Origin of the sequence: Streptomyces sp. NPDC085946, from assembly GCF_044540485.1 — a bacterium.
In the GTDB taxonomy this organism is placed as follows: domain Bacteria; phylum Actinomycetota; class Actinomycetes; order Streptomycetales; family Streptomycetaceae; genus Streptomyces.
In genome coordinates this window covers 144571-171385 of record NZ_JBITSF010000003.1, presented here as the reverse complement: position 1 = coordinate 171385, position 26815 = coordinate 144571, and the positions used below count along the sequence as shown (strand labels likewise).

25 protein-coding genes are annotated in these 26815 nt (G+C 71.4%); 23 read left to right on the top strand and 2 right to left on the bottom strand.

All coding sequences use genetic code 11. The features are described 5' to 3' along the window. Positions 1 to 363 precede the first annotated feature (363 nt). The 15 genes from pgsA to relA all read left to right on the top strand — a co-directional run bounded on the left by pgsA (position 364) and on the right by relA (position 15536). Positions 364 to 1110: a phosphatidylinositol phosphate synthase gene (gene pgsA / locus ACIF8T_RS08660; RefSeq protein ID WP_400033093.1), complete on the top strand. Its 747-nt coding sequence runs from the start codon at positions 364 to 366 to the stop codon at positions 1108 to 1110. Beyond that, on the top strand, positions 1107 to 2027 hold the full coding sequence (locus tag ACIF8T_RS08655) for a phosphatidylinositol mannoside acyltransferase (protein ID WP_400032614.1): 921 nt from the start codon (positions 1107 to 1109) through the stop codon (positions 2025 to 2027). Before pgsA ends, ACIF8T_RS08655 begins: the two co-directional genes overlap by 4 nt. Then, positions 2024 to 3187, top strand: coding sequence for a glycosyltransferase family 4 protein (locus ACIF8T_RS08650; protein WP_400032612.1), 1164 nt, complete (start codon positions 2024 to 2026; stop codon positions 3185 to 3187). Before ACIF8T_RS08655 ends, ACIF8T_RS08650 begins: the two co-directional genes overlap by 4 nt. A 46-nt stretch (positions 3188 to 3233) precedes the next feature. After that, complete coding sequence (locus ACIF8T_RS08645) at positions 3234 to 3776, top strand: hypothetical protein (protein WP_400032610.1); 543 nt, start codon at positions 3234 to 3236, stop codon at positions 3774 to 3776. Positions 3777 to 3905: 129 nt separating this feature from the next. Continuing rightward, positions 3906 to 4811: a pyridoxal 5'-phosphate synthase lyase subunit PdxS gene (pdxS, locus tag ACIF8T_RS08640; protein WP_391694975.1), complete on the top strand. Its 906-nt coding sequence runs from the start codon at positions 3906 to 3908 to the stop codon at positions 4809 to 4811. Positions 4812 to 4824: 13 nt separating this feature from the next. Next, positions 4825 to 5430 carry a pyridoxal 5'-phosphate synthase glutaminase subunit PdxT gene (pdxT, locus tag ACIF8T_RS08635; protein WP_400032607.1) on the top strand — a complete coding sequence of 202 codons (606 nt, stop codon included), beginning with the start codon at positions 4825 to 4827 and terminating at the stop codon, positions 5428 to 5430. A 48-nt stretch (positions 5431 to 5478) separates the two neighbouring features. Beyond that, positions 5479 to 6231 (top strand): YebC/PmpR family DNA-binding transcriptional regulator, encoded by a 753-nt coding sequence (locus tag ACIF8T_RS08630; RefSeq protein WP_362192005.1) that lies wholly within the window; start codon positions 5479 to 5481, stop codon positions 6229 to 6231. A 108-nt stretch (positions 6232 to 6339) separates the two neighbouring features. After that, entirely contained in the window at positions 6340 to 6870 is a 531-nt protein-coding gene (ruvC, locus tag ACIF8T_RS08625) for a crossover junction endodeoxyribonuclease RuvC (RefSeq protein WP_400032605.1), read from the top strand. Further along, on the top strand, positions 6867 to 7472 hold the full coding sequence (gene ruvA, locus ACIF8T_RS08620) for a Holliday junction branch migration protein RuvA (RefSeq protein ID WP_400032603.1): 606 nt from the start codon (positions 6867 to 6869) through the stop codon (positions 7470 to 7472). The genes ruvC and ruvA overlap by 4 nt, the downstream gene beginning before the upstream one ends. Before the next feature lie 37 nt (positions 7473 to 7509). After that, positions 7510 to 8580 (top strand): Holliday junction branch migration DNA helicase RuvB, encoded by a 1071-nt coding sequence (ruvB, locus tag ACIF8T_RS08615; protein WP_400032601.1) that lies wholly within the window; start codon positions 7510 to 7512, stop codon positions 8578 to 8580. A 175-nt stretch (positions 8581 to 8755) separates the two neighbouring features. Then, entirely contained in the window at positions 8756 to 9259 is a 504-nt protein-coding gene (gene yajC, locus ACIF8T_RS08610) for a preprotein translocase subunit YajC (protein ID WP_400032599.1), read from the top strand. A gap of 134 nt (positions 9260 to 9393) precedes the next feature. Next, on the top strand, positions 9394 to 11184 hold the full coding sequence (secD, locus tag ACIF8T_RS08605) for a protein translocase subunit SecD (RefSeq protein ID WP_400032597.1): 1791 nt from the start codon (positions 9394 to 9396) through the stop codon (positions 11182 to 11184). Positions 11185 to 11187: 3 nt separating this feature from the next. Further along, positions 11188 to 12312, top strand: a complete 1125-nt coding sequence (gene secF / locus ACIF8T_RS08600; protein ID WP_400032595.1) for a protein translocase subunit SecF — start codon at positions 11188 to 11190, stop codon at positions 12310 to 12312. Further along, complete coding sequence (locus tag ACIF8T_RS08595; RefSeq protein WP_400032593.1) at positions 12309 to 12848, top strand: adenine phosphoribosyltransferase; 540 nt, start codon at positions 12309 to 12311, stop codon at positions 12846 to 12848. Before secF ends, ACIF8T_RS08595 begins: the two co-directional genes overlap by 4 nt. Before the next feature lie 171 nt (positions 12849 to 13019). Then, positions 13020 to 15536, top strand: coding sequence for a GTP pyrophosphokinase (gene relA, locus ACIF8T_RS08590; RefSeq protein ID WP_400032591.1), 2517 nt, complete (start codon positions 13020 to 13022; stop codon positions 15534 to 15536). Positions 15537 to 15643: 107 nt separating this feature from the next. On the opposite strand, the gene ACIF8T_RS08585 is transcribed toward relA, so the two are convergent. Both ACIF8T_RS08585 and ACIF8T_RS08580 read right to left on the bottom strand, forming a co-directional pair. Next, on the bottom strand, positions 15644 to 16873 hold the full coding sequence (locus tag ACIF8T_RS08585; RefSeq protein WP_400032589.1) for a DUF349 domain-containing protein: 1230 nt from the start codon (positions 16871 to 16873) through the stop codon (positions 15644 to 15646). Positions 16874 to 17008: 135 nt separating this feature from the next. Further along, on the bottom strand, positions 17009 to 17827 hold the full coding sequence (locus ACIF8T_RS08580; protein WP_400032587.1) for a peptidylprolyl isomerase: 819 nt from the start codon (positions 17825 to 17827) through the stop codon (positions 17009 to 17011). Between the two features lie 178 nt (positions 17828 to 18005). Here ACIF8T_RS08580 and ACIF8T_RS08575 point away from each other — a divergent pair, with 178 nt between their 5' ends. The 8 genes from ACIF8T_RS08575 to alaS all read left to right on the top strand — a co-directional run bounded on the left by ACIF8T_RS08575 (position 18006) and on the right by alaS (position 26785). Beyond that, positions 18006 to 18713, top strand: coding sequence for an MBL fold metallo-hydrolase (locus ACIF8T_RS08575; RefSeq protein ID WP_400032585.1), 708 nt, complete (start codon positions 18006 to 18008; stop codon positions 18711 to 18713). 11 nt (positions 18714 to 18724) lie between these two features. Beyond that, on the top strand, positions 18725 to 19987 hold the full coding sequence (gene hisS / locus ACIF8T_RS08570) for a histidine--tRNA ligase (protein WP_400032583.1): 1263 nt from the start codon (positions 18725 to 18727) through the stop codon (positions 19985 to 19987). Positions 19988 to 20149: 162 nt separating this feature from the next. Next, positions 20150 to 20815, top strand: a complete 666-nt coding sequence (locus ACIF8T_RS08565; protein WP_400032581.1) for a vitamin K epoxide reductase family protein — start codon at positions 20150 to 20152, stop codon at positions 20813 to 20815. A 43-nt stretch (positions 20816 to 20858) separates the two neighbouring features. Then, a complete protein-coding gene (locus tag ACIF8T_RS08560) occupies positions 20859 to 22214 on the top strand; it encodes a replication-associated recombination protein A (RefSeq protein ID WP_400032579.1) in 1356 nt (451 codons plus the stop codon). 289 nt (positions 22215 to 22503) lie between these two features. Next, the gene (gene rpsD, locus ACIF8T_RS08555) at positions 22504 to 23118 is read left to right on the top strand and encodes a 30S ribosomal protein S4 (protein ID WP_309096595.1); all 615 of its coding nucleotides are present in this window, start codon (positions 22504 to 22506) and stop codon (positions 23116 to 23118) included. Between the two features lie 175 nt (positions 23119 to 23293). Further along, the gene (locus tag ACIF8T_RS08550; protein ID WP_400032577.1) at positions 23294 to 23743 is read left to right on the top strand and encodes a DUF948 domain-containing protein; all 450 of its coding nucleotides are present in this window, start codon (positions 23294 to 23296) and stop codon (positions 23741 to 23743) included. Positions 23744 to 23750: 7 nt separating this feature from the next. Continuing rightward, the gene (locus ACIF8T_RS08545) at positions 23751 to 24113 is read left to right on the top strand and encodes a hypothetical protein (protein WP_400032575.1); all 363 of its coding nucleotides are present in this window, start codon (positions 23751 to 23753) and stop codon (positions 24111 to 24113) included. Then, positions 24113 to 26785 (top strand): alanine--tRNA ligase, encoded by a 2673-nt coding sequence (gene alaS, locus ACIF8T_RS08540; protein WP_400032573.1) that lies wholly within the window; start codon positions 24113 to 24115, stop codon positions 26783 to 26785. The genes ACIF8T_RS08545 and alaS overlap by 1 nt, the downstream gene beginning before the upstream one ends. Positions 26786 to 26815: the final 30 nt, after the last annotated feature.

Genomic DNA, 26815 nt, shown 5'->3' with positions numbered 1-26815 from the left:
GGCGCGGACACGCGGAGGCCGCGTGCTGGGCGGCTCCGGCGACGCCCGCGGTTCTTTCGAGCTTTCCACTCTCGTCACGGTGCGTCCATACGACGGACGCCACGACGCCGTCGGGCCTGGCAGGGGGCTTGGTGGGGTGACGTGAGCATGGCGGTAGGGGTGCGGGCGGGGCTTCGGCGCGCGGGGGAGCGGCAGGGAGGGGGGAGCGGTGGAGGTGGGGGCGAGCGGATCCGGCCGCTCGCCCCCCCGCACCCGCCGTCCCGGCCCCGGCGGCGGCCCGGTCCGGCCCCGCGCCGGCCGGCGGCGGCCGATCCGCGGGCGGTGCGGGCGCCCGTACGCCGCCCGCGCACGTGCGTGGCTACGATGGGCCCGCCGGTGGCCAGCAGGGGCCGCGCGGCGACACCGACCCTCGGGAAGGCCATGCTGAACAAGTACGCGCGTGCATTCTTCACGCGTGTCCTCACACCGTTCGCCGCGTTTCTCATCCGGCGGGGCGTCAGCCCCGACGCGGTCACGCTCATCGGCACCGCCGGGGTGGTCGCGGGCGCGCTGGTCTTCTACCCCCGGGGCGAGTTCTTCTGGGGCACGGTCGTGATCACGCTCTTCGTGTTCTCCGACCTCGTCGACGGCAACATGGCCCGCCAGCTGGGCCGCTCCAGCCGCTGGGGCGCCTTCCTGGACTCCACGCTCGACCGCGTCGCCGACGGCGCCGTCTTCGGCGGGTTCGCCCTCTGGTACGCGGGCGGCGGGAACGACAACGTGCTGTGCGCGGTGTCGATCTTCTGCCTGGCCAGCGGCCAGGTGGTGTCGTACACCAAGGCACGCGGCGAGTCGATCGGCCTCCCGGTCGCCGTCAACGGGCTCGTGGAGCGGGCCGAGCGGCTCGTGGTCTCGCTGGTCGCGGCCGGCCTCGCGGGCCTGCACGCGTTCGGCGTGCCCGGCGTCCGGTACCTGCTGCCGATCGCCCTGTGGATCGTCGCCGTCGGCAGCCTCGTCACGCTGATCCAGCGGGTCGTCACCGTGCGCCGCGAGTCCGCCGAGGCCGAGGCCGCCGGCCAGCCGCAGGCCCCGCGGCCGGAGGCCCCCCAGGGGAGGGAGGCGGCGAAGTGAACGTCCAGGAGCGCCTGACCGACGCGCTGTACGGCCTCGGCTGGGGCACCGTCAAGAACCTCCCCGAGCCCGTCGCCGTACGGCTCGGCCGGACCATCGCCGACCTCGCCTGGAAGCGGCGCGGCGCGGGCGTCCGGCGGCTGGAGAGCAACTACGCGCGCGTGCTGCCCGACGCGAGCCCCGAGCGGCTCGCCGAACTCTCGCGCGCGGGCATGCGCTCGTACCTGCGCTACTGGATGGAGTCCTTCCGCCTGCCCGCCTGGAGCGCCGAGCGCATCCGGACCGGCCTGGAGGTGAAGGACCTGCACCACCTGACCGAGAGCCTCGCCGCCGGCAGGGGCGTCGTCGTCGCGCTGCCGCACCTGGCCAACTGGGACCTCGCCGGCGCCTGGGTCACCACGCGCCTGAACATCCCGTTCACGACGGTCGCCGAGCGCCTCAAGCCCGAGACGCTGTACGACCGCTTCGTCGCCTACCGCGAGGGCCTCGGCATGGAGGTCCTGCCGCACAGCGGCGGCGCCGCCTTCGGCATCCTGGCCCGGCGGCTGCGCGCCGGCGGCCTGGTCTGCCTGGTCGCCGACCGCGACCTGTCCGCCTCCGGCGTCGAGGTCGACTTCTTCGGCGAGACGGCCCGGATGCCCGCCGGACCGGCCCTGCTCGCCCAGCAGACCGGCGCCGCGCTGCTCCCCGTCACGCTCTGGTACGACGACACGCCCGTCATGCGGGGCCGCATCCACCCGCCGGTCGAGGTCCCCGCCACGGGTACGCGGGCCGAGAGGACGGCCGCGATGACCCAGGCGGTGGCCGACGCCTTCGCCACGGGCATCGCCGACCACCCGGAGGACTGGCACATGCTGCAGCGCCTGTGGCTCAAGGACCTGGACCCCGCGAAGCCGGCCGGGAAGGGGAGCGCGTGAGGATCGGCATCGTCTGCCCGTACTCCTGGGACGTACCGGGCGGCGTCCAGTTCCACATCCGTGACCTCGCCGAGTACTTCATCCGGCTCGGGCACGAGGTGTCCGTCCTGGCCCCGGCCGACGACGACACCCCGCTGCCGCCGTACGTCGTCTCGGCCGGACGCGCCGTGCCGGTGCCCTACAACGGCTCGGTGGCGCGGCTGAACTTCGGCTTCCTGAGCGCCGCCCGGGTCCGCCGCTGGCTGCACGACGGCGCGTTCGACGTGATCCACATCCACGAACCGGCCTCGCCCTCGCTCGGCCTGCTGGCCTGCTGGGCCGCCCAGGGCCCGATCGTGGCCACCTTCCACACGTCCAACCCGCGCTCGCGCGCCATGATCGCCGCGTACTCGATCCTGCAGGCCGCCCTGGAGAAGATCAGCGCCCGGATCGCGGTGAGCGAGTACGCCCGCCGCACCCTCGTCGAGCACCTCGGCGGGGACGCGGTCGTGATCCCCAACGGCGTCGACGTCGACTTCTTCGCCAAGGCCGAGCCGAAGCCCGAGTGGCAGGGCGACACCATCGGCTTCGTCGGCCGCATCGACGAGCCCCGCAAGGGCCTGCCGGTGCTGATGAGGGCCCTGCCCGCGATCCTCGCCGCGCGCCCGCGGACCCGGCTGCTGGTGGCCGGACGGGGCGACGAGGAGGAGGCCGTGGAGAGCCTGCCGAAGGACCTGCGCTCCCGCGTGGAGTTCCTCGGCATGGTCAGCGACGAGGACAAGGCCCGCTTCCTGCGCAGCGTCGACCTGTACGTCGCGCCCAACACCGGCGGCGAGAGCTTCGGCATCATCCTGGTCGAGGCCATGTCCGCCGGTGCCCCCGTCCTCGCCTCCGACCTGGACGCCTTCGCCCAGGTCCTCGACCAGGGGGCCGCGGGCGAGCTGTTCCCCAACGAGGACGCCGACGCGCTCGCCGAGGCGGCGCTGCGGCTGCTGGCGGACCCGGCGCGGCGGGCGGAGCTGCGGGAGCGGGGCAGCGCCCACGTGCGGCGCTTCGACTGGTCGACCGTCGGCGCCGACATCCTCTCCGTCTACGAGACGGTGACGGCCGGGGCGGCGGCGGTGGCCGCGGACGACCGGACGACGGGGCTGTGGGCGCGCTTCGGGCTGGCCCGGGACTGACCACCGGGCACGGGGGCGGGACGCGGTCCCACTAGTCTTGCCGCCCGTGACCGCAACCCTCATCTGGATCCTCGTCGCGCTCGTCGTGATCGGCCTGTACCTGAGCTGGACGGCGGGGCGGCTGGACCGGCTGCACGCCCGCATCGACGCCGCGCGGGCCGCCCTGGACGCCCAGTTGCTGCGCCGGGCCTCGGTGGCGCAGGAACTGGCCACCTCGGGGGTGCTCGACCCGGCCGCCTCCATCGTGCTCTACGAGGCCGCGCACGCCGCCCGGCAGGCCGAGGAGGAACAGCGCGAGGTCGCCGAGAGCGAGCTCAGCCAGGCCCTGCGGGCCGTGTTCGGCGAGGCGGCGCAGGTCGAGGCCGTACGGGCGGCGCCCGGCGGCGAGGAGGCCGCCCGGGAGCTCGCCGAGGCGATCCGCCGGGTGCCGATGGCCCGCCGCTTCCACAACGACGCCGTACGGGCCGCCCGCGCGCTGCGCCGGCACCGCAAGGTGCGCTGGTTCCGGCTGGCGGGCCACGCGCCGTTCCCGATGGCCTTCGAGATGGACGACGAGCCCCCGGCGGCCCTGCTGGACCGGGCCGCCTAGCAGGCGTTTTCCGGCCCGGGACGGAAAAAGGATCCACCGGGTCGCCATTGGCCCTTGCTGTGGCCTGGTCCACTCGCGTTTCCTCGGTGCTGCAGGAAACCCTCTTTTCCACTTCAGCGAGGTCACCCCGTGTCCATCACCGAGAACCAGGCTCCCGAGACCGGCACCGCACGCGTGAAGCGCGGCATGGCCGAGCAGCTCAAGGGCGGCGTGATCATGGACGTCGTCACCCCGGAGCAGGCGAAGATCGCCGAGGACGCGGGCGCCGTCGCCGTCATGGCCCTCGAGCGGGTCCCCGCCGACATCCGCAAGGACGGCGGCGTGGCCCGCATGTCCGACCCGGACATGATCGAGGGCATCATCGACGCCGTCTCGATCCCGGTCATGGCCAAGTCCCGCATCGGCCACTTCGTCGAGGCCCAGGTGCTGCAGTCCCTCGGCGTCGACTACATCGACGAGTCCGAGGTCCTCACCCCGGCCGACGAGGTCAACCACTCCGACAAGTGGGCCTTCACCACGCCGTTCGTCTGCGGCGCCACCAACCTGGGCGAGGCCCTGCGCCGCATCGCCGAGGGCGCCGCGATGATCCGCTCCAAGGGTGAGGCCGGCACCGGCAACGTCGTCGAGGCCGTCCGCCACCTGCGCCAGATCAAGAACGAGATCGCCCGCCTGCGCGGCTACGACAACCACGAGCTGTACGCCGCCGCCAAGGAGCTGCGCGCCCCGTACGAGCTCGTCAAGGAGGTCGCCGAGCTCGGCAAGCTGCCGGTCGTGCTGTTCTCCGCCGGCGGCGTCGCCACCCCGGCCGACGCGGCCCTGATGCGCCAGCTCGGCGCCGAGGGCGTCTTCGTCGGCTCCGGCATCTTCAAGTCCGGCGACCCGGCCAAGCGCGCCGCCGCCATCGTGAAGGCGACCACCTTCTACGACGACCCCAAGATCATCGCGGACGCGTCCCGCAACCTCGGCGAGGCCATGGTCGGCATCAACTGCGACACCCTCCCCGAGACCGAGCGCTACGCCAACCGCGGCTGGTAAGGCACCGGATCACATGAACACCCCCGTCATAGGCGTCCTGGCCCTCCAGGGCGACGTACGGGAGCACCTCATCGCCCTGGCCGCGGCCGACGCCGTGGCCAGGCCGGTGCGGCGCCCCGAGGAGCTCGCCGAGGTGGACGGCCTGGTCCTGCCCGGCGGCGAGTCCACCACCATCTCCAAGCTCGCCGTCCTGTTCGGCCTGATGGAGCCGCTCCGCGCGCGCGTGCGCGCCGGCATGCCCGTCTACGGCACCTGCGCCGGCATGATCCTGCTCGCCGACAAGATCCTCGACCCGCGCTCGGGCCAGGAGACGGTCGGCGGCATCGACATGATCGTGCGACGCAACGCCTTCGGCCGCCAGAACGAGTCCTTCGAGGCCGCGCTCGACGTCAAGGGCGTCCCGGGCGATCCCGTGGAGGGCGTCTTCATCCGCGCCCCCTGGGTGGAGTCCGTCGGCGCCGGGGCCGAGGTGCTCGCCGAGCACGACGGCCACATCGTCGCCGTGCGCCAGGGCAACGCGCTGGCCACGTCCTTCCACCCGGAGCTGACCGGCGACCACCGGGTGCACGCCCTGTTCGTCGACATGGTGCGCGCCGCCCGGGCGGCGGAGTCCTTGTAGGATCTCAGGCGTTCGTAGAGAGTTGGGTAACGCGAAGGAGACAGGCAGATGTCCGGCCACTCTAAATGGGCCACGACGAAGCACAAGAAGGCCGTCATCGATGCCAAGCGCGGCAAGCTCTTCGCGAAGCTGATCAAGAACATCGAGGTCGCGGCCCGGATGGGCGGTGCGGACCCCGAGGGCAACCCGACGCTGTACGACGCCATCCAGAAGGCCAAGAAGTCGTCGGTCCCCAACAAGAACATCGACTCGGCGGTCAAGCGCGGCGCGGGCCTGGAGGCCGGCGGCGCCGACTACGAGACGATCATGTACGAGGGCTACGGCCCGAACGGCGTCGCGGTGCTCATCGAGTGCCTCACCGACAACCGCAACCGCGCCGCCTCCGAGGTCCGCGTCGCCATGACCCGCAACGGCGGCTCCATGGCCGACCCCGGCTCGGTGTCGTACCTGTTCAACCGCAAGGGCGTCGTCATCGTCCCCAAGGGCGAGCTGACCGAGGACGACGTGCTCGGCGCCGTCCTGGACGCGGGCGCCGAGGAGGTCAACGACCTCGGCGAGACCTTCGAGGTCATCAGCGAGCCGACCGACCTGGTCGCGGTCCGCACCGCCCTGCAGGACGCGGGCATCGACTACGAGTCCGCCGACGCCAACTTCGTCCCGACCATGCAGGTCGAGCTGGACGAGGAGGGCGCCAAGAAGATCTTCAAGCTGATCGACGCGCTGGAGGACAGCGACGACGTGCAGAACGTCTTCGCCAACTTCGACGTCAGCGACGAGATCATGGAGAAGGTCGACGCCTGAGCCGGCGTCCGGAATCGAACGGGCCGACGGGACACACCCCGTCGGCCCGTCGCGTTGTCGGTGGCACCCGATAGCCTGCACAAACAGGTGAGCGAGACGGAGGGGCGCGTGCGCGTACTGGGTGTGGACCCGGGACTGACCCGGTGCGGTGTCGGCGTGGTCGAGGGAGTCGCGGGACGCCCGCTCACCATGCTGGGCGTCGGGGTCGTGCGCACCCCCGCCGACGCCGCCCTCGGCGACCGTCTCGTCGCCGTCGAACAGGGCATCGAACAGTGGCTCGACGAGCACCGGCCCGACGTCGTCGCCGTGGAGCGCGTCTTCAGCCAGTACAACGTCCGCACCGTGATGGGCACCGCCCAGGCCAGCGCCGTCGCGATGCTGTGCGCCGCCCGCCGCGGCATCCCCGTCGCCCTGCACACCCCCAGCGAGGTCAAGGCGGCCGTCACCGGCTCCGGCCGCGCCGACAAGGCCCAGGTGGGCGCCATGGTCACCCGCCTGCTGCGGCTGAGCGCGCCCCCCAAGCCCGCCGACGCCGCCGACGCGCTCGCGCTCGCCGTCTGCCACATCTGGCGGGCCCCCGCACAGAACCGACTCCAGCAGGCCGTCGCCCTGCACGCAACGAAAGGCCGTACGGCATGATCGCCTTCGTCAGCGGCACGGTCGCCGCCCTCGCACCGGACGCCGCGGTCGTCGAGGTCGGCGGGGTCGGCATGGCCGTCCAGTGCACGCCGAACACGCTGTCCACGCTCCGCGTCGGCCAGCCGGCCAAGCTGCACACCTCGCTCGTCGTGCGCGAGGACTCACTGACCCTGTACGGCTTCGCGGACGACGACGAACGCCAGGTGTTCGAACTGCTCCAGACCGCCAGCGGCGTCGGACCGCGGCTCGCCCAGGCGATGCTGGCCGTGCACGCGCCGGACGCCCTGCGGCGCGCCGTCGCCACGGGTGACGAAAAAGCGCTCACCGCCGTCCCCGGCATCGGCAAGAAGGGCGCGCAGAAGCTCCTGCTGGAACTGAAGGACCGGCTGGGCGAGCCGGTGGGCGCCCCCGTCGTCGGCGCGCCGGCCGGCAGCGGCTGGCGCGACCAGCTGCACGCGGCCCTGATCGGCCTCGGGTACGCGACCCGGGAGGCCGACGAGGCCGTCACCGCCGTGGCGCCCCAGGCCGAGGCCGCCGGGGGCACGCCCCAGGTGGGACAGCTGCTCAAGGCGGCCCTGCAGACCCTGAACCGCGCACGCTGAACCGGCCGAGCCCGAACGAGACCCCGAGGCACACGCAATGAACTGGGACGACACGACCGACACCTCCGCCGCCGAGCGGCTGGTGGGCTCTGTCGCCGACCGCGAGGACCAGGCCGTCGAGGCCGCCCTGCGCCCCAAGGACCTGGGCGAGTTCATCGGCCAGGAGAAGGTGCGCGAGCAGCTCGACCTCGTCCTGCGCGCCGCACGCGCGCGCGGCGCCACCGCCGACCACGTCCTGCTCTCCGGCGCCCCCGGCCTCGGCAAGACCACCCTGTCGATGATCATCGCGGCCGAGATGGGCGCCCCCATCCGCATCACCTCCGGCCCCGCCATCCAGCACGCCGGCGACCTCGCCGCGATCCTGTCCTCCCTCCAGGAGGGCGAGGTCCTCTTCCTCGACGAGATCCACCGCATGTCCCGGCCCGCCGAGGAGATGCTGTACATGGCGATGGAGGACTTCCGCGTCGACGTCATCGTCGGCAAGGGCCCGGGCGCCACCGCCATCCCGCTGGAGCTGCCCCCCTTCACCCTGGTCGGCGCCACCACCCGCGCCGGACTCCTGCCGCCCCCGCTGCGCGACCGCTTCGGCTTCACCGCGCACATGGAGTTCTACGAGCCCGCCGAACTGGAGCGGGTCATCCACCGCTCCGCCCACCTCCTCGACGTCGAGATCGAGCCGGACGGCGCCGCCGAGATCGCCGGCCGCTCCCGCGGCACGCCCCGCATCGCCAACCGCCTGCTGCGCCGCGTGCGCGACTACGCCCAGGTCAAGGCCGACGGCGTCATCACCAGGGAGATCGCCGCCGCCGCGCTCGCCGTGTACGAGGTGGACAGCCGGGGCCTGGACCGCCTGGACCGGGGTGTGCTGGAGGCCCTGCTCAAGCTGTTCGGCGGCGGCCCGGTCGGCCTGTCCACGCTGGCCGTGGCGGTGGGGGAGGAGCGCGAGACCGTCGAGGAGGTCGCCGAACCGTTCCTGGTGCGGGAGGGCCTGCTGGCCCGCACCCCGCGCGGCCGGGTCGCGACCCCCGCGGCATGGACGCATCTCGGCCTGACCCCGCCACGCTCGCAGACCTCGGGAAACGGACAACAGGACCTGTTCGGGACGTGACGGCGCCGTGACGGCGAGCTCTGTGGCCGGGGAGGGAACGCCGGTGCCATGCTGAGCGTTGTTCCCTGCGCGCGGACTCGCTTAGACTCCGCCGATGCCGCCGTTGCCGGCGGCGTACACACCCCCAACCATCAGGCCGCTCACCATCGCGGTCGCGTGAAGGAAGTACCGACCCGTGAGTCTCGTGACCCTCCTCCCGTTCATCGTGCTCATCGGGGCCATGTTCCTGATGACCCGGTCGGCCAAGAAGAAGCAGCAGCAGGCCATCGAGATGCGGAACCAGATGCAGCCCGGTTCCGGCGTCCGCACCATCGGGGGCATGTACGCCACGGTCAAGGAGGTCAACGAGGACACGGTCCTCCTCGACGCCGGTCCGGGCGTCGAGCTCCTCTTCGCCAAGAACTCGATCGGCGCCGTCCTCACCGACGACGAGTACAACCGCATCGTGCACGGCATCGAGCACGACCTGAAGTCGGACGCCGACCTCGTCCCGGACGACGCCTCCTCCCTCACCGAGACCGACGGGCCCGCCGCCGACGCTGCCGCTCCCTCCGACGGCGCCTCCGTCGACCTCGGCAAGAAGGACGTGGCCGACGAGCCCGCCGACGACACCCCGGCGGACCAGGCGAAGACGGACGCACAGCCGAAGAAGACCGACGGCGACACCGAGGCGAAGTAGTGGTCTCCCGGGGCGCGCAGGCCAGGGCCTGCGCGCCCCGGGACGTGCCCTGATCGCCCGGGATCGCGACACCATGTCATGGCCGCCCGCCCGCCGACCCGGTGCGAGGCGGCCCCGAAGGGGAGTACGAGAAGGTGGCAGCACCTAAAAAGGGCCGGAGCGCGAGCGCCCAGAGCAAGCCAGGGCGCTCGCTGGCCCTGATCCTGATCGCCCTCGTGGCGCTCACCGGCGGGATGTTCGCCTCCGGGCACACCACGCCGCGCCTCGGCATCGACCTCGCCGGCGGCATCAGCATCACGCTGGAGGCACGGAACGAACCCGGCCAGCCCGACGCCATCAATCCGACCAACATGGCCACGGCCGTCTCCATCATGGAGCGCCGCGTCAACGGTCTCGGCGTCTCCGAGTCGGAAGTCCAGACCCAGGGCGATCGCAACATCATCGTCAACATCCCCAAGGGCACGAACTCCGAACAGGCCCGGGACCAGGTCGGCACCACCGCCAAGCTCTACTTCCGTCCGGTCGTCGCCACCGAGCTCTCCGGCGCCGCCGGCGAGGCCACCCCCACGCCGAGCGCCTCCGGCAGCCCCAGCGCCGGGGCCACCGACGAGGACAAGGCCACCGACAAGGCCACGGACACGGCGTCGCCGTCCGCCTCCGGCAGCCCCTCGGCGAGCGCCACCACGCAGGGCCGCGCCCTGACCGACGCCCTGAAGGCCGACGCCACCCCGTCCGCGAGCGCGAGCGCCTCGGGCGACGCACAGGCGAGCCCCTCCCCGTCCGCCTCCGGCGGCACCTCCGCCGAGGCGGACAGCAAGCTCCAGGCGCAGTACGCGGCGCTGGACTGCACCAAGGAGGACGTCCGGGCCACGGCCGGTGACGGCGCCAAGCCCACCGACTCGACCGTCGCCTGCGGCCAGAACGCGCAGGGCCAGTGGCAGAAGTACATCCTCGGCCCCGCCGCCGTCGACGGCACGGACGTCAAGAAGGCCCAGGCCGTCATCGACACCCAGACCGGCGCCGGCTGGACCGTCCAGATGGACTTCACGGACAAGGGCTCCGACAAGTTCGCGGACATCACCGGCGAGCTGGCGAAGAACCCCTCCCCGCAGAACCAGTTCGCCATCGTCCTGGACGGCGAGGTCGTCTCCGACCCGTACGTCAGCCAGGCCCTGACCGGCGGCAACGCGGAGATCTCCGGCAACTTCAACCAGGAGTCCGCCCAGAGCCTCGCCAACATGCTGTCCTACGGCGCGCTCCCGCTCTCCTTCCGGGAGGCGAGCGTCAACACGGTCAGCCCCGCCCTCGGCGGCGAGCAGCTCCAGGCCGGCCTGATCGCCGGCGCCATCGGCCTCGCCCTGGTCGTGCTCTACCTGCTGGTCTACTACCGCGGCCTGTCGTTCGTCGCGATCCTCTCGCTGCTGGTCTCCGCCGCCCTGACCTACACGATCATGGCCCTGCTCGGCCCGGCCATCGGCTTCGCGCTGAACCTGCCGGCCGTCTGCGGCGCCATCGTCGCGATCGGCATCACCGCCGACTCGTTCATCGTGTACTTCGAACGCATAAGGGACGAGATCCGCGAGGGCCGTTCGCTGCGCCCCGCCGTCGAGCGGGCCTGGCCGCGCGCCCGGCGCACCATCCTGGTCTCCGACTTCGTGTCGTTCCTCGCCGCGGCCGTGCTGTTCATCGTCAGCGTCGGCAAGGTCCAGGGCTTCGCGTTCACGCTCGGCCTGACCACCCTGCTCGACGTCGTCGTGGTCTTCCTCTTCACCAAGCCGCTGATGACGCTCCTCGCCCGCAGGAAGTTCTTCGCCGACGGCCACCGCTGGTCCGGTCTCGACCCGAAGAGCCTGGGTGCCAAGCCGCCGCTGCGCCGCACCCGCCGTCCCTCCGCCCCCGCCCCCGTCGAACCGAAGGAGGCGTGAGAGATGTCGAAGCTCGGCAACCTCGGCGCCCGACTCCACCGTGGCGAGATCGGCTACGACTTCGTCAAGAACCGCAGGATCTGGTACGGCGTCTCGATCCTCATCACCATCACCGCCATCGTCGGCCTGGCGGTGCGCGGCCTCAACATGGGCATCGAGTTCCAGGGCGGCGCGGTCTTCAACACCCCGAAGACCAGTGTCTCGGTCTCCCAGGCCGAGGAGTACGCGGAGGAGGCCGCCGGCCACGACGCGATCGCCCAGAAGCTCGGCAACGGCACGCTGCGCATCCAGGTCGCCGGCATCGACACCGACCGGGCCGACGGGATCAAGAAGGCCCTCGCCGACGACCTGAAGGTCGACGCGGAGGAGATCAACGCCGAGCTGGTCGGCCCCAGCTGGGGCGACCAGATCGCCGACAAGGCCTGGCAGGGCCTCGGCATCTTCCTGGTCCTCGTCGTGATCTACCTGGCGATCGCCTTCGAGTGGCGCATGGCGGTCGCCGCGTTCGTCGCCCTGATCCACGACATCACCATCACCGTGGGCATCTACTCCCTCGTCGGCTTCGAGGTCACGCCCGGCACGGTGATCGGTCTGCTGACCATCCTCGGTTACTCGCTCTACGACACGGTCGTCGTCTTCGACAGCCTCAAGGAGCAGACGAAGGACATCACCAAGCAGACCCGCTGGACCTACAGCGACGTCGCCAACCGCTCGATCAACAGCACCCTGGTCCGCTCCATCAACACCACGGTGGTCGCACTGCTGCCGGTGGCGGGCCTGCTGTTCATCGGCGGCGGTGTCCTCGGCGCCGGCATGCTCAACGACATCTCGCTGTCGCTGTTCGTCGGTCTCGCGGCCGGCGCGTACTCCTCGATCTTCATCGCCACGCCGCTCGTCGCCGACCTCAAGGAGCGCGAGCCGGCGATGAAGGCGCTGAAGAAGCGGGTCCTCGCCAAGCGGGCCCAGGCCACCGAGAAGGGCGAGTCCCCGGACGCGCCGGACGCCCCGGTCGCCGACGACGTGTACGACGACGAGCCGGAGGACGCCGCTGCGGCGGTCGTCGGCCCGCGCCACCAGCCCTCCTCCCGTGCCCGGGGCCGCGGCCGACCCTCGGGGAAGCGGCGATGACCGACATCCAGGAGCTGCTGCTCAGCCGCATCCGGGACGTGGCGGACTACCCGGAGCCCGGCGTGATGTTCAAGGACATCACCCCCCTCCTGGCCGACCCGTCGGCGTTCACCACGCTCACCGACGCGCTCGCCGAGATCGCCGAGCGCACCGGCGCCACCAAGGTCGTCGGCCTGGAGGCCCGCGGCTTCATCCTCGGCGCCCCGGTCGCCGTCCGCGCCGGCCTCGGCTTCATCCCCGTACGCAAGGCGGGCAAGCTCCCCGGAGCCACCCTCAGCCAGGCCTACGACCTGGAGTACGGCTCGGCGGAGATCGAGGTGCACGCCGAGGACCTGACCGACGCCGACCGCATCCTCGTCGTCGACGACGTCCTGGCCACCGGCGGCACCGCCGAGGCCGCGATCCGGCTCATCCGCCGGGCGGGCGCCGAGGTCGCCGGCCTCGCGGTCCTCATGGAGCTCGGCTTCCTGGGCGGCCGCGGCCGGCTGGAGCCGGCGCTGGGCAGTGCCCCGCTGGAGGCCCTGCTCGTCGTGTGACCGGCACCGTACGGTGCGGAGGCGGGCCCGGAGGAATCCGGTGCCCGCCTCGTGCGTTTCCCGGGTAGACGGCTCTCACATCGGCCTGAAGGCGATCCTGGGACGCAGGATCGCTACCATGGGGTCTCCGGAGCCTGACCGGGGACCCGGGATCGCGCACGAGGAGTCCTCTTGCCAGACGAGGCCCAGCACCTGACCGCCGCCAAGCCCGAGTCCGCCTCGGCAGCCGCGGCGAAGCCCGCGCCCAGCGCGCCGCACGCGAAGAACGACCTGCGCGGGCCGGTGCAGCACGCCCCGTCGGCGCCCGTCGACAAGCCCGCCGAGCAGTCGCGCCCCAAGCCCGTCCCGCCCGCGGTCCGCCAGGGTGCCGGCCAGCCCGCCCGCTCCGGTTCCTCCAACCGCGTCCGCGCCCGCCTCGCCCGCCTCGGCGTCCAGCGCGCGAACCCCTACAACCCGGTCCTGGAACCGCTGCTGCGGATAGTGCGCAGCAACGACCCGAAGATCGAGAACTCGACGCTCCGCCAGATCGAGCGCGCCTACCAGGTCGCCGAGCGCTGGCACCGCGGCCAGAAGCGCAAGAGCGGCGACCCCTACATCACGCACCCCCTCGCCGTCACCACCATCCTCGCCGAGCTGGGCATGGATCCGGCCACGCTGATGGCGGGCCTGCTGCACGACACCGTCGAGGACACCGAGTACGGCCTGGAGGACCTGCGGCGCGACTTCGGCGACGTCGTCGCCCTGCTCGTCGACGGCGTCACCAAGCTGGACAAGGTCAAGTTCGGCGAGGCCGCGCAGGCCGAGACCGTGCGCAAGATGGTCGTCGCCATGGCCAAGGACCCCCGCGTCCTGGTCATCAAGCTCGCCGACCGCCTGCACAACATGCGCACCATGCGCTACCTCAAGCGCGAGAAGCAGGAGAAGAAGGCGCGCGAGACCCTGGAGATCTACGCGCCCCTCGCCCACCGCCTGGGCATGAACACCATCAAGTGGGAGCTGGAGGACCTCGCCTTCGCGATCCTCTACCCCAAGATGTACGACGAGATCGTCCGCCTGGTCGCCGAGCGCGCCCCCAAGCGGGACGAGTACCTCGCCATCGTGACCGACGAGGTCCAGCAGGACCTGCGGGCGGCCCGCATCAAGGCGACCGTCACCGGCCGCCCGAAGCACTACTACAGCGTCTACCAGAAGATGATCGTCCGCGGCCGTGACTTCGCGGAGATCTACGACCTGGTGGGCATCCGCGTCCTGGTGGACACCGTCCGCGACTGCTACGCGGCCCTCGGCACGGTGCACGCGCGATGGAACCCGGTCCCCGGCCGGTTCAAGGACTACATCGCGATGCCCAAGTTCAACATGTACCAGTCGCTGCACACGACGGTGATCGGCCCCGGCGGCAAGCCCGTCGAGCTCCAGATCCGCACCTTCGACATGCACCGCCGCGCCGAGTACGGCATCGCCGCGCACTGGAAGTACAAGCAGGAGGCCGTCGCCGGAGCCTCCAAGATCCGCACCGACGCGCCGAAGACGTCCGCGAAGGACAAGGACGCCATCAACGACATGGCGTGGCTGCGGCAGCTCCTGGACTGGCAGAAGGAGACCGAGGACCCCAGCGAGTTCCTGGAGTCGCTGCGCTTCGACCTCTCGCGCAACGAGGTCTTCGTCTTCACCCCCAAGGGCGACGTCATCGCGCTCCCGGCCGGTGCCACCCCGGTGGACTTCGCCTACGCGGTCCACACCGAGGTCGGTCACCGCACCATAGGGGCGCGGGTCAACGGCCGTCTCGTACCGCTCGAATCGACGCTGGACAACGGCGACCTGGTCGAGGTCTTCACCTCCAAGGCGGCCGGCGCGGGCCCCTCCCGCGACTGGCTCGGCTTCGTCAAGTCGCCGCGCGCCCGCAACAAGATCCGGGCCTGGTTCTCCAAGGAGCGCCGCGACGAGGCGATCGAGCAGGGCAAGGACGCCATCGTCCGCGCCATGCGCAAGCAGAACCTGCCGATCCAGCGCATCCTGACCGGTGACTCCCTCGTCACGCTCGCCCACGAGATGCGCTACGCGGACATCTCCGCGCTGTACGCGGCGATCGGCGAGGGCCACGTCTCCGCGCAGAACATCGTGCAGAAGCTGGTCCAGGCGCTCGGCGGCGAGGAGGCCGCCAGCGAGGAGATCGACGAGACGGTTCCGCCGGCCCGCGGCCGCAGCCGCAAGCGCCGCGCGAGCGCCGACCCGGGCGTGATCGTCAAGGGCGTCGAGGACGTGTGGGTCAAGCTGGCCCGCTGCTGCACGCCCGTGCCCGGCGACCCGATCATCGGCTTCGTCACGCGGGGGAGCGGCGTGTCGGTGCACCGCAGCGACTGCGTGAACGTCGACTCGCTCTCCCGCGAGCCCGAGCGCATCCTCGACGTCGAGTGGGCGCCCACCCAGTCCTCGGTCTTCCTGGTCGCCATCCAGGTCGAGGCCCTGGACCGCTCCCGGCTGCTGTCGGACGTCACCCGGGTGCTGTCCGACCAGCACGTCAACATCCTCTCCGCGGCCGTCCAGACCTCCCGTGACCGGGTGGCCACCTCCCGCTTCACCTTCGAGATGGGCGACCCCAAGCACCTCGGCCACGTCCTGAAGGCCGTGCGCGGCGTGGAGGGCGTCTACGACGTGTACCGGGTGACGTCGGCGCGCAACCGGTCGTAGCGGCACCGCGGAACAGCCGCGGACGACATGAAGAGGGGCTCCCGCACCTGAAGGTGCGGGAGCCCCTCTCCCGTCGGTCGCGACGTCGACCGGTGGCGTACCGTCCGTCAGCCGCCGAACTCCTGCAGCCCCTTCAGGGCCTGGTCCAGCAGCGCCTGGCGGCCCTGCAGCTCCCGCTCGAGCTTGTCGGCCTTGGCGTTGTTGCCCTGCGCCCTGGCCTGCTCGATCTGGGCCCTGAGCTTGTCCACGGCGGCCTGGAGCTGGCCGGTCAGACCCTCGGCACGCGCGCGTGCCTCCGGGTTGGTCCGGCGCCACTCGGCCTCCTCGGCCTCCTGGATGGCCCGCTCCACGGCGTGCATCCGGCCCTCGACCTTCGGACGCGCGTCGCGCGGCACGTGGCCGATGGCCTCCCAGCGCTCGTTGACCGAGCGGAACGCGGCCCGCGCCGCCTTCAGGTCCGTGATCGGCAGGAGCTTCTCGGCCTCCTCGGCCAGCTCCTCCTTGAGCTTCAGGTTCTCCGCCTGCTCCGCGTCGCGCTCGGCGAAGACGGAGCTGCGGGCGGCGAAGAAGACGTCCTGGGCGCCGCGGAAGCGGTTCCACAGGTCGTCCTCGTGCTCGCGCTGGGCGCGGCCCGCGGCCTTCCACTCCGCCATCAGCTCGCGGTACCGCGCGGCCGTCGGGCCCCAGTCCGTCGAGCCCGACAGCGCCTCGGCCTCGGCGACCAGCCGCTCCTTGATCCGGCGGGCCTCCTCGCGCTGCGCGTCCAGCTGCGCGAAGTGCTGCTTGCGGCGCTTGGAGAACGCCGAGCGCGCGTGCGAGAAGCGGTGCCACAGCTCGTCGTCGGACTTGCGGTCCAGGCGCGGCAGCCCCTTCCAGGTGTCCACCAGAGCCCGGAGCCGCTCGCCGGCCGCCCGCCACTGGTCGGACTGCGCCAGCTCCTCGGCCTCGGCGACCAGCGCCTCCTTGGCGTGGCGCGCCTCGTCGGACTGCTTGGCGCGCTGTGCCTTGCGCTCCTCGCGGCGCGTCTCCACCAGGGCGACGAGCTTGTCCAGCCGGGCCCGCAGGGCGTCCAGGTCGCCCACCGCGTGGTGCGCGTCGACCTGCTCGCGCAGGTGGCCGATGGCGGCCATCGCGTCCTTGGCGGACAGGTCGGTGGTCCTCACCCGCTTCTCGAGGAGGCCGATCTCGACAACCAGGCCCTCGTACTTGCGCTCGAAGTAGGCCAGCGCCTCGTCGGGGGAGCCGGCCTGCCAGGAACCGACGACCTGCTCGCCGTCGGCCGTACGCACGTACACGGTCCCCGTCTCGTCGACGCGGCCCCACGGGTCGCTGCTCACAGCGCCTCCTCCACATGATGCCTGCGAGGGGCGGTATCTCCCCCGGGCATCGTCCACAGTTTCGTCACGGCCAACATAGGCGACCGGCGGGTGGCCTGTCCGCATCCCGCGCGACCGAATTCACGCAGTTCGCGGTCAGGATTTCGTGACGGTCGCCTTGTCGATCACGACCGTCGCGTTGGGCGCCCCGTCACCGGCTCCGGTGTTCTCGCCCGCGGCGGCGATCTTCTTCAGCACCTTCATGCCCGCCTCCGAGACCGTACCGAACGGCGTGTAGCTCGGCGGCAACTGGCTGTCCTGGTAGACGAGGAAGAACTGGCTGCCGCCGCTGTTCTTCTGGCCGGTGTTCGCCATCGCGACCGTGCCCGCCGGGTAGACGTTGTCCTTCAGGCTTTTGTCCTTCAGGTTCTCGTCCGGGATCGTGTAGCCGGGACCGCCGGTGCCGGTGCCCGTCGGGTCGCCGCACTGCAGCACGTAGATGCCGTTGGTGGTGAGCCGGTGGCACTTCGAGTGGTCGAAGTAGCCCTTGCCGGCGAGGAAGTCGAACGAGTTGACCGTGTGCGGCGCCGCCGACGCCTTCAGCGCGATGTCTATGTCGCCGCAGGTCGTGGCGAGCGTCATCGTGTACTTCGCCGACTTGTCGACGGACAGCGCCGGCTCCTTCTTCCAGGTCTTCGTCGCGACCTTGCCCGGGGCGGGCTTCTCGCACGGGTCGGGTGCCTTGCTGGGGGAGGCGCTCGGCGTGACGTCCGCGCTCGCGTCGGTCTTGTCGTCGTCCTTCTTGAGCACCCCGGTCGTGTACAGCGCGAGGCTGCCCACGATCACCACGCCGAGGACCGACGCGATCACCGAGTTGCGGACCCGCGCCTTGCGCCGCGCCTCGGTGCGCCGCTGCTGCTGCCGCAAGAACTTCTCCCGGGCGAGCTGACGCCGCCGCTGTTCCTGGCTGACCACCGGGTTCTCTCCTCATGCGTCTCGTGTGTCGACCGGTACGCGTGCGACCGGTGAGCGACCGCGTGCGTGTGCCCCGTACCGTATATGGGTTCGCTGAGGAATCGGCAGCGCCGGTAGGCTCTGACCACGGGCGCAGCCCCGCCGCAAGACACCCGTATCGACACAACGAAGGACGATCGTGCTCATTGCCGGGTTCCCCGCCGGGGCCTGGGGGACGAACTGTTATCTCGTCGCCCCCGCCGCCGGTGAGGAGTGCGTGATCATCGACCCGGGCCACGAGGCGGCCCCAGGAGTCGAGGCGGCACTCCAGAAGCATCGGCTCAAGCCCGTCGCCGTCGTCCTCACCCACGGCCACCTCGACCACGTGGCCTCGGTCGTCCCGGTGTGCGGCGCGCACGACGTACCGGCCTGGATCCACCCCGAGGACCGGTACATGATGAGCGACCCGGAGAAGGCGCTCGGCCGTTCCGTCGGGATGCCGCTGCTGGGCGAGCTGACCGTGGGGGAGCCGGACGACGTCCGGGAGCTGGCCGACGGGGCCAGGCTGGAGCTGGCGGGCCTGGAGCTCACCGTCGCGCACGCGCCGGGCCATACCAAGGGGTCGGTGACCTTCGGCATGCCCGAGGCGGCGGACATCCCGCCGATCCTGTTCTCGGGCGACCTGCTGTTCGCCGGCTCCATCGGACGCACCGACCTGCCCGGCGGTGACCCGGCCGAGATCCTCGACTCGCTGGCCCGCGTGTGCCTGCCGCTCGACGACTCGACCGTGGTGCTGTCCGGTCACGGCCCCCAGACGACCATCGGCCAGGAGCGCGCCACCAACCCGTATCTGCGGCAGGTGGCCGCCGGCCTCGGGAGCGCGGACGCTCCCCGACGAGGAATGTGACGATACCTTCCGTGAGCACCTTCAAGGCCCCCAAGGGCACGTACGACCTGATCCCGCCGGACAGCGCCAAGTACCTCGCCGTCCGCGAGGCGATCGCCGCCCCGCTGCGCAACTCCGGCTACGGCTACATCGAGACGCCCGGATTCGAGAGCGTCGAGCTGTTCGCGCGCGGTGTCGGCGAGTCGACCGACATCGTCACCAAGGAGATGTACGCCTTCGAGACCAAGGGCGGCGACCGGCTGGCCCTGCGCCCCGAGGGCACCGCCTCCGTGCTGCGCGCCGCCCTGGAGGCCAGTCTGCACAAGGCGGGCAACCTCCCGGTCAAGCTCTGGTACTCCGGCTCGTACTACCGCTACGAGCGCCCCCAGAAGGGCCGGTACCGCCACTTCTCGCAGGTCGGCGCGGAGGCGATCGGCGCCGAGGACCCGGCGCTGGACGCCGAGCTGATCATCCTGGCCGACCAGGCGTACCGCTCGCTGGGCCTGCAGAACTTCCGGATCCTCCTGAACAGCCTGGGCGACAAGGAGTGCCGGCCGGTCTACCGGGCGGCGCTGCAGGACTTCCTGCGCGGCCTGGACCTGGACGAGGACACCCTGCGCCGCGCGGACATCAACCCGCTGCGCGTCCTCGACGACAAGCGCGCCGAGGTGCAGAAGCAGCTCGCGGACGCGCCGTTGCTGCGCGACTACCTCTGCGACGCCTGCAAGGCGTACCACGAGGAGGTCCGCGAGCTGATCACCGCGGCCGGCGTCTCCTTCGAGGACGACCCCAAGCTGGTGCGCGGCCTGGACTACTACACGCGCACCACCTTCGAGTTCGTCCACGACGGCCTCGGCTCCCAGTCCGCGGTGGGCGGCGGCGGCCGCTACGACGGCCTGTCCGAGATGATCGGCGGCCCCGCGCTGCCGTCCGTCGGCTGGGCCCTCGGCGTCGACCGCACGGTCCTCGCCCTGGAGGCGGAGGGCGTCGAGCTCCAGCTCCCCGCCACCACCAGCGTGTTCGCGGTGCCGCTCGGCGAGGGGGCCCGCCGCGTGCTGTTCGCGAAGGTCACCGAGCTGCGCAAGAACGGCATCGCGGCGGACTTCTCCTACGGCGGCAAGGGCCTCAAGGGCGCCATGAAGAACGCCAACCGCAGCGGCGCCCGCTACACGATCGTCGCCGGCGAGCGCGACCTCGCCGAGGGCGTGGTCCAGCTCAAGGACATGGAGTCCGGCGAGCAGACGGCGATCGGCGTCAACGAGATCGTGGCGGAGCTGGAGTCCCGGCTCGGCTAGCGGCACGCCGCCGGCAGGGCCGGTGCTCGTCAAGCACCGGCCCCGCGCGTCACTCCCGCGCGCTGGCTCACTTATGTCCATCGAACGGCCGACAGGCCCCCGTGTGCGGCACAATGGCCCTGCCCGAAGATGGTCCAGGCCTCAAGTGACGGAATCGGCGTGATGAGCAAGACGACAGTCAACGACGTCTCCACGGCGCCCGAGCCGGAGTCCGAGCCGGAGCGCACCGCCGCCCCGCGCGCCGAGGGCGGCAGCCGTGCCTTCGCCCTGATGCTGGTGCTCACCGGCGCCGCCGGACTGCTCGCCGCGTGGATCATCACGCTCGACAAGTTCAAGCTCCTCGAGGCCAAGGTCGAGGGCAAGACCTTCACCCCGGGGTGCAGCCTCAACCCGGTCGTCTCCTGCGGCAGCGTCATGGAGAGCGACCAGGCCTCCGTCTTCGGCTTCCCCAACCCGATGCTGGGCCTGGTGGCCTACGGCATCGTCGTCGGCGTCGGCGTGAGCCTGCTGGCCCGCGCCCGCTTCCCGCGCTGGTACTGGCTCACCTTCAACGCGGGCACCCTGTTCGGCGTCTCCTTCTGCGCCTGGCTGACGTTCCAGTCCCTGTACCGGATCAACGCCCTGTGCCTGTGGTGCTCCCTGGCCTGGGTCGCGACGATCATCATGTTCTGGTACGTGACGTCGTTCAACGTCCGCAAGGGCTTCCTGCCGGCCCCGGGCTGGCTGAAGGGCTTCTTCGGCGAGTTCACCTGGGTCATGCCGGTCCTGCACATTGGCATCATCGGCATGCTGATCCTGACCCGCTGGTGGGACTTCTGGACGAGCTGACGTCCCCGGCGGGACTGTCGGTGCGGTGATTTAGGGTTTCAGCGTGGAGCCCGACCTGTTCACCGCCGCAGCCGAAGAACGCCAGGAGAAGGACCCGACCGGCAGCCCCCTGGCCGTGCGCATGCGCCCGCGCACCCTGGACGAGGTGGTGGGCCAGCAGCACCTGCTCAAGCCGGGTTCGCCCCTGCGCCGCCTGGTCGGCGAGGGCGGCTCCGGCCCCGCCGGCCCCTCCTCGGTGATCCTCTGGGGGCCGCCCGGCACCGGCAAGACCACCCTGGCGTACGTCGTCTCCAAGGCCACCCACAAGCGCTTCGTCGAGCTGTCGGCGATCACCGCGGGCGTCAAGGAGGTCCGCGCGGTCATCGACGGCGCCCGCCGCGCCTCCGGCGGCTACGGCAAGGAGACCGTCCTCTTCCTCGACGAGATCCACCGCTTCAGCAAGGCCCAGCAGGACTCCCTCCTGCCCGCCGTCGAGAACCGGTGGGTCACGCTCATCGCGGCGACCACGGAGAACCCGTACTTCTCGGTGATCTCGCCGCTGCTGTCCCGCTCCCTGCTGCTCACCCTCGAACCGCTCACGGACGACGACGTCCGCGGCCTGCTGCGCCGGGCCCTCACCGACGAGCGCGGCCTCAAGGGCACCGTCACCCTCCCCGAGGAGACCGAGGACCACCTGCTGCGCATCGCCGGCGGCGACGCCCGGCGCGCCCTGACCGCCCTGGAGGCCGCCGCAGGCGCCGCCCTGGACAAGGGCGAGTCCGAGATCGCGCTGACCACGCTGGAGGAGACGGTCGACCGCGCCGCCGTGAAGTACGACCGCGACGGCGACCAGCACTACGACGTGGCCAGCGCCCTGATCAAGTCGATCCGCGGCTCCGACGTCGACGCCGCCCTGCACTACCTGGCCCGGATGATCGAGGCCGGCGAGGACCCGCGCTTCATCGCCCGCCGCCTGATGATCTCCGCCAGCGAGGACATCGGCCTCGCGGACCCCCACGCCCTGCCCGTCGCGGTGGCCGCCGCCCAGGCCGTCGCCATGATCGGCTTCCCCGAGGCCGCGCTCACCCTCAGCCACGCCACCATCGCCCTGGCCCTCGCCCCCAAGTCCAACTCCGCGACCACCGCCATCGGCGCCGCGCTGGAGGACGTGCGCAAGGGGCTGGCCGGCCCGGTGCCCGCGCACCTGCGGGACAGCCACTACCGGGGCGCGGGCAAGCTCGGCCACGGGCACGGGTACGTGTACCCGCACGACCTGCCCGAGGGCATCGCCGCCCAGCAGTACGCCCCGGACGCCCTGAAGGACCGCGAGTACTACACACCCACCCGGCACGGCGGCGAGGCGCGGTACGCGGACGCCGTGGAGTGGACCAGGAAGCACCTCGGTCGTAAGCGGTCCTGAGTTCCCTGTAGACTCGGTCGGAGTGCCGAGTCCGGTGCAGTCAGAACGGGACAGTCGGCCGGAACCCCTCGGGGTTCCAGGAGCGTCGCGCACCGTCGACAGGTGTCGCGGGCAGCCCACCACCACCCGGAGCTCCGGGAGCGGTCGGTGGGCCACTCGCGTGCTGCACATATGTGCCCAGACCAGGGGAGCGGCTGCCCACCCCGTCCCTCGGGACGAGGCGGGATCCCCGGCTGCGGATGCGACCTCCCTCAACCCTGACAAGCCGGAGAACTAGGAAAGAGAAACAGTGGCGAACCAGTCCCGCCCCAAGGTCAAGAAGTCGCGTGCCCTCGGCATCGCGCTGACCCCGAAGGCCGTCAAGTACTTCGAGGCCCGCCCCTACCCGCCGGGTGAGCACGGCCGCGGCCGCAAGCAGAACTCGGACTACAAGGTCCGTCTGCTCGAGAAGCAGCGTCTGCGCGCGCAGTACGACGTGTCCGAGCGCCAGCTCGTCCGCGCCTACGAGCGTGCCTCCAAGGTCCAGGGCAAGACCGGTGAGGCCCTGATCATCGAGCTGGAGCGTCGTCTCGACGCCCTGGTCCTGCGTTCGGGCATCGCCCGCACGATCTACCAGGCCCGCCAGATGGTCGTGCACGGCCACATCCAGGTCAACGGCAAGAAGGTCGACAAGCCCTCCTTCCGCGTCCGCCCGGACGACGTCGTGCAGGTCCGCGACCGCTCCAAGGAGAAGACCCTCTTCACGATCGCCCGTGAGGGTGGCTTCGCCCCCGAGGGCGAGACCCCGCGCTACCTCCAGGTGAACCTCAAGGCCCTGGCGTTCCGCCTGGACCGCGAGCCGAACCGCAAGGAGATCCCGGTGATCTGCGACGAGCAGCTCGTCGTCGAGTACTACGCCCGCTGACCCCGGCAGGCACGCGGTACTCCAGCCCGCCGCCTCCCCGCCCTTCCCGGCGGGCGGGGCGGCGGGCTTCTGCGTCGGCCGGGCGGTAATCCGGTACGGAGCCGCACGCCCGGCGCGATAGGCTCGGTGCACGACTTTCTCGATGTTCAGGCACGTTTCAGGGAGCGGGTGCACAGTGTCCGGTGGAGAGGTGGCCGGAATCCTGGTGGCCGTGTTCTGGGCGATCCTGGTCTCCTTCCTCGCCGTCGCGCTGGCGAGGCTGGCCCAGACGCTCCGGGCGACCACCAAGCTCGTGGCGGACGTGACCGACCAGGCCGTCCCGCTGCTGGCCGACGCCTCCGCGGCGGTGCGCTCCGCGCAGACCCAGATCGACCGGGTCGACGCGATCGCCTCCGACGTCCAGGAGGTCACGTCGAACGCCTCGGCGCTGTCGACCACCGTCGCCTCCACCTTCGGCGGTCCCCTGGTGAAGGTCGCCGCCTTCGGGTACGGGGTGCGCAAGGCAATCGCCGGCCGTCGGGACGACGACCGGCCCGCGAAGGCACCGACGCGTACCGTCATCGTGGGCCGCACCGTCCCGGCCGCACGGCGGACGAAGCGCAACCTTCGCGGAAAGAAGGACTGACCCAACGATGTTCCGCCGTACGTTCTGGTTCACCAGCGGCGTCGCCGCCGGAGTGTGGGCCACCACCAAGGTCAACCGGAAGCTGAAGCAGCTCACCCCCGAGAGCCTCGCCCACGCGGCGGCGCACAAGGCGGTCGAGGCCGGTCACCGGCTGAAGGACCGCGCGGTCGGCTTCGCGCTCGACGTCCGCGACAACATGGCCCAGCGGGAGGCCGAGTTGGGCGACGCGCTCGGGATCGACGCCCCCGTCCCCGACCACGAACTCCCCGCGCCCCGGCGGCACGCCGCCATCGAGAACCGCAACAACCCGACGTACGTCGAGGGTTCGACGTACCAGACGAACTCGTACAACCGGAATGAGGACCACTGATGGAGTCGGCTGAGATCCGCCGTCGCTGGCTGAGCTTCTTCGAGGAGCGCGGGCACACCGTCGTCCCTTCGGCGTCGCTCATCGCGGACGACCCGACTCTGCTGCTCGTCCCCGCCGGCATGGTGCCCTTCAAGCCCTACTTCCTGGGCGAGGTCAAGCCGCCGTTCCCGCGCGCCACCAGCGTGCAGAAGTGCGTGCGCACGCCCGACATCGAAGAGGTCGGCAAGACCACGCGCCACGGCACGTTCTTCCAGATGTGCGGCAACTTCTCCTTCGGCGACTACTTCAAGGAAGGCGCCATCAAGCTCGCCTGGGAGCTGCTCACCACGCCCCAGGACAAGGGCGGCTACGGCCTCGACCCCGAGCGCCTGTGGATCACCGTCTACAAGGACGACGACGAGGCCGAGCGCATCTGGCACGAGGTCGTCGGCGTGCCCAAGGAGCGCATCCAGCGCCTGGGCATGAAGGACAACTACTGGTCCATGGGCGTCCCCGGCCCGTGCGGCCCCTGCTCCGAGATCAACTACGACCGCGGCCCCGAGTTCGGCGCCGAGGGCGGCCCCGCCGTCAACGACGAGCGGTACGTGGAGATCTGGAACCTCGTCTTCATGCAGTACGAGCGGGGCGAGGGCATCGGCAAGGACAACTTCGAGATCCTCGGGGACCTGCCGAGCAAGAACATCGACACCGGTCTCGGCCTCGAGCGGCTCGCCATGATTCTGCAGGGCGTGCAGAACATGTACGAGATCGACACCTCCATGGCCGTGATCGACAAGGCCACCGAGCTGACCGGCGTCCGCTACGGCGACGCCCAGGCCTCGGACGTCTCCCTGCGCGTGGTCACCGACCACATGCGCACCGCCACCATGCTCATCGGCGACGGCGTCACCCCCGGCAACGAGGGCCGCGGCTACGTGCTGCGCCGCATCATGCGCCGCGCCATCCGCAACATGCGCCTGCTCGGCGCCACCGGCCCGGTCGTCAAGGACCTCATCGACGTCGTCATCGGCATGATGGGGCAGCAGTACCCCGAGCTGATCACCGACCGCGAGCGCATCGAGAAGGTCGCCCTCGCCGAGGAGAACGCCTTCCTCAAGACGCTGAAGGCCGGCACCAACATCCTCGACACCGCCGTGTCCGAGACCAAGGCCGCCGGCTCCACCGTGCTGCCCGGCGACAAGGCCTTCCTGCTCCACGACACCTGGGGCTTCCCGATCGACCTCACCCTGGAGATGGCCGCCGAGCAAGGGCTGTCCGTGGACGAGGACGGCTTCCGCCGCCTGATGAAGGAGCAGCGGGAGCGCGCCAAGGCCGACGCCCAGGCCAAGAAGACCGGCCACGCCGACCTCGGCGCCTACCGCGAGATCGCCGACCGGGCCGGGGAGACCGACTTCATCGGCTACACCGACACCGAGGGCGAGTCCACCGTCGTCGGCATCCTGGTCGACGGTGCCTCCTCGCCGGCCGCCACCGAGGGCGACGAGGTCGAGATCGTCCTCGACCGCACCCCGTTCTACGCCGAGGGCGGCGGCCAGATCGGCGACACCGGCCGCATCAAGGTCGACACCGGCGCCGTCATCGAGGTCCGCGACTGCCAGAAGCCGGTCCCGGGCGTCTACGTCCACAAGGGCGTCGTCCAGGTCGGCGAGGTCACCGTCGGCGCCAAGGCCCACGCCTCCATCGACGCCCGCCGCCGCACGGCCATCGCCCGCGCCCACTCGGCCACCCACCTCACCCACCAGGCCCTGCGCGACGCCCTCGGCCCGACGGCCGCCCAGGCCGGTTCCGAGAACCAGCCCGGCCGCTTCCGCTTCGACTTCGGCTCCCCGTCCGCCGTGCCGCAGACGGTGATGACCGACGTCGAGCAGAAGATCAACGAGGTGCTCGCCCGCGACCTCGACGTCCGCGCCGACGTCATGGGCATCGACGAGGCCCGCAAGCAGGGCGCCATCGCCGAGTTCGGCGAGAAGTACGGCGAGCGGGTGCGCGTCGTCACCATCGGTGACTTCTCCAAGGAGCTGTGCGGCGGCACCCACGTGCACAACACCGCCCAGCTGGGTCTGGTGAAGCTGCTCGGCGAGTCCTCCATCGGCTCCGGCGTGCGCCGTATCGAGGCCCTGGTCGGCGTGGACGCCTACAACTTCCTCGCCCGCGAGCACACGGTCGTCAACCAGCTCACCGAACTGCTCAAGGGCCGCTCCGAGGAGCTCCCGGAGAAGGTGGCCGGCATGCTGGCCAAGCTGAAGGACGCCGAGAAGGAGATCGAGAAGTTCCGCGCCGAGAAGGTGCTCCAGGCCGCCGCCGGTCTCGCCGAGTCCGCCAAGGACGTCCGTGGCATCGCCGTCGTCACCGGTCAGGTCCCGGACGGCACCACCGCCGACGACCTGCGCAAGCTGGTCCTCGACGTGCGCGGCCGCATCCAGGGCGGGCGGGCCGCGGTCGTGGCCCTGTTCACCACGGCCAACGGCAAGCCGCTGACGGTCATCGCCACCAACGAGGCCGCCCGCGAGCGCGGTCTCAAGGCCGGTGACCTGGTCCGCACGGCCGCCAAGACCCTCGGCGGCGGCGGTGGCGGCAAGCCGGACGTCGCCCAGGGCGGCGGCCAGAACCCGGCCGCCATCGGCGACGCCGTCGACGCCGTCGAGCGTCTCGTGGCGGACACGGCCAAGTGAGCGCCGCCGGAGAGCCGGGCGGGGACGGCC